This is a genomic window from Porphyromonas circumdentaria, from assembly GCF_900167105.1.
Classification (GTDB): Bacteria; Bacteroidota; Bacteroidia; order Bacteroidales; family Porphyromonadaceae; genus Porphyromonas; species Porphyromonas circumdentaria.
On record NZ_FUXE01000031.1, the window covers coordinates 1 to 3,423 of the forward strand.

Consider the following 3,423-nt stretch of genomic DNA (forward strand, 5'->3'; position numbering starts at 1 on the left):
GTGGCGAAGCTGTTGGCTTTCCCATTGCAGGATGAAGGGGCAGAACTAAGCCGAAGAATGTTTCTTTTTGCCGTTTTTACGGGTTTGGCATTTGCCGACTTACAGAGTCTGCGAGTTTCGCAAATCGAAACGAATAGCGATGGGAAACGATATGTCCGCAAGGCGAGACAGAAAACGGAGGTGGAGAGTTTGATCCCCCTGCATCCGATAGCGGAGCAGATACTCTCCCTTTACACAAAAGAAAAAAGCAAGAAGGATTATAAGAACGACAACGAGAGCGATTGCAAGACACTCCCAGACACGAAGATATTCCCCGATACGATAAGCAAAGGCAAGCTATTCACTTACCTCAAATCCGTAGGTTTGGCGTGTGGCATTCGAACTCCGCTAACTTGGCACGTTGCCCGCCATAGCTTCGGTACGCTGACTTTGGAGGCTGGTATCCCGATGGAGAGCATCGCCAAGATGATGGGGCATTCCTCTATTGCGAGCACTCAAATCTACGCCCAAATCACCGACCAAAAGATTGCAAGGGACATGGACAGATTAAAGTGAGAAGAGAAGAACCATAAATTGTTCTTCTCTTCTTTTAGAAAAATTACATACGAATTTCTCCACGCGACTTTTATTGGATACTATCTTTGGGATGAAAGTTAGGTTCTCTAATGTTATTTTCTTCTTGAGGCAATGAAATATCATTATCAGAGTCATTTATCGTATTTCCGTCAAGGTTTTCTTCTTGAGAAAATGAGACTTCGTCATCAGAATTATTTATAGTATTTACATCAAAATCTTCTTTATCAAGACTAGTTTCATTAAAAGTTCCGACATCAATAAATTTCAGCCCTTCTGGAGGGGTTTGCTCTTTATTTCCTTTGTTTAGATTCATAAAGGAATCCTTGTGATTAGGATGGCTATATGAAAAGATGATATATGCTGGTATTCCTCCAAAAATAAAAGCTAATGCGATAGAGTAAGCTAATCGTTTTTGGAAAAAAGTCCATTCACTCATTCGATGTTTTTGCCATCGTGATAAAGTTTTCCCAAAGATTCTCCATCCTATACGAAAGATGAAATAGGCAATAATGATACAAATTACATATCCTACATATTCCATATACTATGCGTTATAATCTTGAATTTGGTCTATTAATCTGTCTAATATAAAAATCTGAGGAAACCCTTTGAAGAGCACCTTATTATTGTTAATGAGTAGGTGTAATACACCCTCGGAAACTCTTTTCCTAAGAATATTTCTGATAAGAAAATTATTTCGACTATCGTCAGATAGTATTTCTATAGTGTTGTCAAATACATAGAGTTCATATTCTTCAAGTAAATCCTCTGAATTCTTCTTGGGTATAATCAATGTTATTGGTGCTTTATAATAACAAAGACGATCTTTTGCAACAGGCTCTTTGAGAGGATATGAGAGGAATGTTGCCTGAGAAAGTTTTGCTCTTAATCCCTGGTAAAGTTCATTGGCAAAATCCTTTTCTAACAACAAACAAAGTTCAAATGCTTGATGAAAATCTTCTGCGGAGGTACTACTGGACAACAGTAGAAACAGCTTGTCGGTAAATAATCTTTGCACGGATTTCTTATAAGTAGCAACTGCTTCCGTATCTTCGATAAATTCATCTATATCTGCCATCAAATACACTACTTCTTGTAGTTGTAATATTTGGGTTGCAGCCTCCAGTTTTTCTTCTATCTCCTTTTCATTCTTTTTGCAAAAGAGAGTAGCAAGCATTTCCATGCGAGGTCGTATTCCATGGTCATAAACAAAGCGTCTAACAGAATATCTTCTTTTCTTTCCAAGTTCACCGTGGATTTGTTCAAGCTCTTCTATTGTTTTTGTTTGTTGAATCTGAGCCAACTTTTTATAAATATAAACTCGTGCCCGCTTTTCTAATATTTTTTGGATTAAAAGTCTGCCTCCTAAAGGGATACAATACAGAACGATAAGGAATATTCCAGCGCTAACTCCTTTACTGTCATCAAATATACATATTAAGACAAGGATGACAATGAGAATTCCCAACACGATCCACCACCAACGGCTGATTCTATCAATCTTATATATTTCCATTTCTATTTAATTTAGAGATTAAGGTACTCGGTGATTATTTTTCCCATAGCTTCTCCATTAGTATAGGAGTAGGCACGATAGAATCCAGGATTGGGTAGCGCAAGTGTCTTAACCCCTTCGAACATTCCGACCTTTGTATAGTTGCCTAAATTCTTAATTTCTGTCACACCTACGGCAGCTAATTCTTTTAGCTCTGTACAGAGGAACAAGATATGCTTAGGTTTAACGATATGAATAAGCTCTCGCAATTTCTGTTGACAAAACATCCGTATCTCTTGGTTTAGAACCGAATTCATTTTTTGTACATTCTGTGTGTTAAAGTAATAGATGTTCATCGTTGTAGCGGTCGCTAATGTGTTTTGCAACAATGGAGTAGTAAAGACACGCGATAGCTTGTGCACCATTTTCAGATTATCTAGACATATATGACCTTCTCGTACGTCGTATATGTTATATCCTTGACTTAGCTCATCTTTCGTCCTCGCTTTCCTAAAAGGACCACATCCTCCTGGATTGATGCCTATAACCAACAATTCAGGTTCAAAGGTTGGCATAGCACTTTGAAAACAATAATAATCAAGGTTCAGTTGTTCTGCTTTTGGGTTACAAAAGTCCACAACATCGTGACACCATCTCTCAAGCTCCTTTTCCATGAATAATTCCTTGAGGTCTTAGTCCCTCCAGACCTTTAAAGTTTAACATACAGAAGCGTGGAACTGTATAATCCACGTCTTGATGCTCAGGTCCTAGGAAAACCTTTTGTGACAGATGTGGGATAACAGCCCCACGCTATATGCGTGGAGACCATTACACCTTCTCTTGTCACATGATTGAAAGTTTCCTAGGCTTCGAGCATGCAAGAAGAAGACATAACGCCTCTTTTTCTCAAAAATGAGTATATGGTATACTCAATTGCAAGGGTATAATCTTTCCACTACATTCTAAAAGGGATCAAAGCATTTAACACAAAAACGACAGAAGTTTTTTTCAAGAAACGAGAAAAAAGAAAACTTGCACCGTTATTAGTGTAGGTTTCTGTTTATATAATTCTCTTGCAGTAGTCGGTTGATGTCGGAGAGGCGGTAGAGGATCTTCCCTGCGATTTGGGTATAGGGAATAATGCCTTTGTCTCGATAGTCTTGCAAGGTGCGGGGGCTGACGAAAAGGTGTTTGCAGACCTCTCGCCCCGTGAGATAGATTTCTCCCCCGAAGAGCGGACGGTGCGTTTGGGCAATCTCCCGAATACGTTTACTTACTTCCCTAATGCCTGAGATGAGTTCTTTCATCTCGGGTGTTTCTTTGTTTACGATTTCGTGTTCCATAGTCATTGT

The 3,423-nt window shown here is 38.9% G+C and carries 5 protein-coding genes; 1 reads left to right on the forward strand and 4 read right to left on the reverse strand.

The features are described 5' to 3' along the window. On the forward strand, positions 1-555 hold a 555-nt coding region (locus tag B5D06_RS08755; protein ID WP_159442713.1), incomplete at its 5' end, for a site-specific integrase. 70 nt (positions 556-625) lie between these two features. Here the strand turns inward: B5D06_RS08755 and B5D06_RS08760 are convergent. From B5D06_RS08760 to B5D06_RS08775, 4 genes are all read right to left on the reverse strand, one after another. Continuing rightward, positions 626-1,012: a hypothetical protein gene (locus B5D06_RS08760; protein ID WP_234989588.1), complete on the reverse strand. Its 387-nt coding sequence runs from the start codon at positions 1,010-1,012 to the stop codon at positions 626-628. A 108-nt stretch (positions 1,013-1,120) separates the two neighbouring features. Continuing rightward, complete coding sequence (locus tag B5D06_RS08765; protein ID WP_078737600.1) at positions 1,121-2,092, reverse strand: hypothetical protein; 972 nt, start codon at positions 2,090-2,092, stop codon at positions 1,121-1,123. 11 nt (positions 2,093-2,103) lie between these two features. Then, the gene (locus B5D06_RS08770; protein WP_143742673.1) at positions 2,104-2,646 is read right to left on the reverse strand and encodes a hypothetical protein; all 543 of its coding nucleotides are present in this window, start codon (positions 2,644-2,646) and stop codon (positions 2,104-2,106) included. A gap of 468 nt (positions 2,647-3,114) precedes the next feature. Next, on the reverse strand, positions 3,115-3,414 hold the full coding sequence (locus tag B5D06_RS08775; protein WP_078737602.1) for a helix-turn-helix domain-containing protein: 300 nt from the start codon (positions 3,412-3,414) through the stop codon (positions 3,115-3,117). Positions 3,415-3,423 lie beyond the last annotated feature (9 nt).

Coding starts and splice junctions, on each gene's coding strand:
- B5D06_RS08760 (WP_234989588.1), bottom strand. CDS start 1,012: ATGAGTGAATGGACTTTTTTCCAAAAACGATTAGCTTACTCTATCGCA.
- B5D06_RS08765 (WP_078737600.1), bottom strand. CDS start 2,092: ATGGAAATATATAAGATTGATAGAATCAGCCGTTGGTGGTGGATCGTG.
- B5D06_RS08770 (WP_143742673.1), bottom strand. CDS start 2,646: ATGCCAACCTTTGAACCTGAATTGTTGGTTATAGGCATCAATCCAGGA.
- B5D06_RS08775 (WP_078737602.1), bottom strand. CDS start 3,414: ATGGAACACGAAATCGTAAACAAAGAAACACCCGAGATGAAAGAACTC.